A 1,329-nucleotide genomic window follows, 5' to 3' on the forward strand; every position below is an offset into this window, starting at 1 on the left:
CCCTGAGGGATCCCCACGAATTTCACGTCAAAATACTCGATGCTTCACGCAGTGTTTTTGTGCACTGTGTGATTCCTTCTCGCCATTGCTTCGCTGTGAATTTTAATCCTACTGATATGGCTCGTTTTCCTAAATATGAAAAGGATAAAACTCGCTTATGTCGAATACTATTACTCTGAAATCGATGTGATAGACCTGCTTGCTCTACCACTTTTCCTAACAAAACTAATGCCATTTCCGCCAATGTTGTCATCATGACTAAAAGGCTCATACGTTTTAATTTATACGTGTGGTTATGTTCAAATCCCATTCCAAATTTTGTACTTTTCATGTCTCTAAAACTTTCTTCAATCTGCATTCTAGTTTGATAAACCTGAACGCTCTTTTTAGTAAACGAACGACCTTTTGGTAATGACGAAATTAATAACCACGGCTCTTTTGCACCATTGGCTGCAGTTAAAGATGTTTTAGATAACTTAGTTGAACCGTTTCGATTTAACGAGTGTCGACCTCTTGGTTTTCCTTTGTATAAGACCAGCCTACTTAACTGAGGGTCAGATTGCCTTAATACTAATGTCAGCGCCTTTGGTTTGTTACTCGCCTGAGGAAATAACGTCGAGATACATTGCCATGACTGGGTTTGGTCATTGTAAAACTTACGAGGTCGACGAACACGCCCAACATAATCCCACTTCATTTCTTTCACTAGATCAATCCATGGTGTTTTAAAGCCTGCATCAGTCACAATGATCGGCTTGGAGTGTTTAGGTAATAACGCTTTAAGTGTTGATAAAAACTGCTTGTGTGTAGATCGCTTTTCTTTTGTTTTTATATTGTGAACTTCTTCATAAAGGGTTAACGGACGACCATCAAATGACACCGTTGCTCTGATTAGGAAGTGTTGTTTTCTTGCGTCTAAGTCAGACCAATCGACACTAATTATAGGGCTCTTACTTGCCGTAAACAGATGGCACATGTAAGCATAAATAGAGAGTGATTCACGCTGAAGATTTGGGTTTGATAATAATCGATCAGAACGTTTGATTCGGTGCTTCTCATAGGCATTAGATCGAATACCACGACCAATATTAGTCACGGTGCATAGATTGCCTTGAGTAAGGCTTTGAAGGCAAGCAATCAAGGCGTTACGTCGAGTTTTATGCATATTAGGGCTGACAATGGGGATAATTTTGTTCAGAATAGTCGTCGCGTTCATGGCTCTACGTGTTTAGTTGTTTTTGGCGAAATTATTGATCACCAAAAGCCATGAACGTTCCTTTTTTATTCTAACTAATTGTTATTTATATTAAATTCGTGGGGATCCCTCAG

General features: G+C 39.2%; 1 protein-coding gene. It reads right to left on the bottom strand.

What is annotated here, in order from left to right; translation table 11 throughout:
* Positions 1-22: 22 nt before the first annotated feature.
* Complete coding sequence (locus tag I8J31_RS20695; protein WP_199470482.1) at positions 23-1,216, bottom strand: IS4 family transposase; 1,194 nt, start codon at positions 1,214-1,216, stop codon at positions 23-25.
* Between the last annotated feature and the right edge of the window lie 113 nt (positions 1,217-1,329).

Origin of the sequence: Marinomonas transparens, assembly GCF_016463975.1 — a bacterium.
GTDB lineage: Bacteria > Pseudomonadota > Gammaproteobacteria > Pseudomonadales > Marinomonadaceae > Marinomonas > Marinomonas transparens.

Bases quoted from the DNA above. Each gene is read 5' to 3' on its own strand.
- I8J31_RS20695 (WP_199470482.1), bottom strand. From the start codon at position 1,216: ATGAACGCGACGACTATTCTGAACAAAATTATCCCCATTGTCAGCCCT.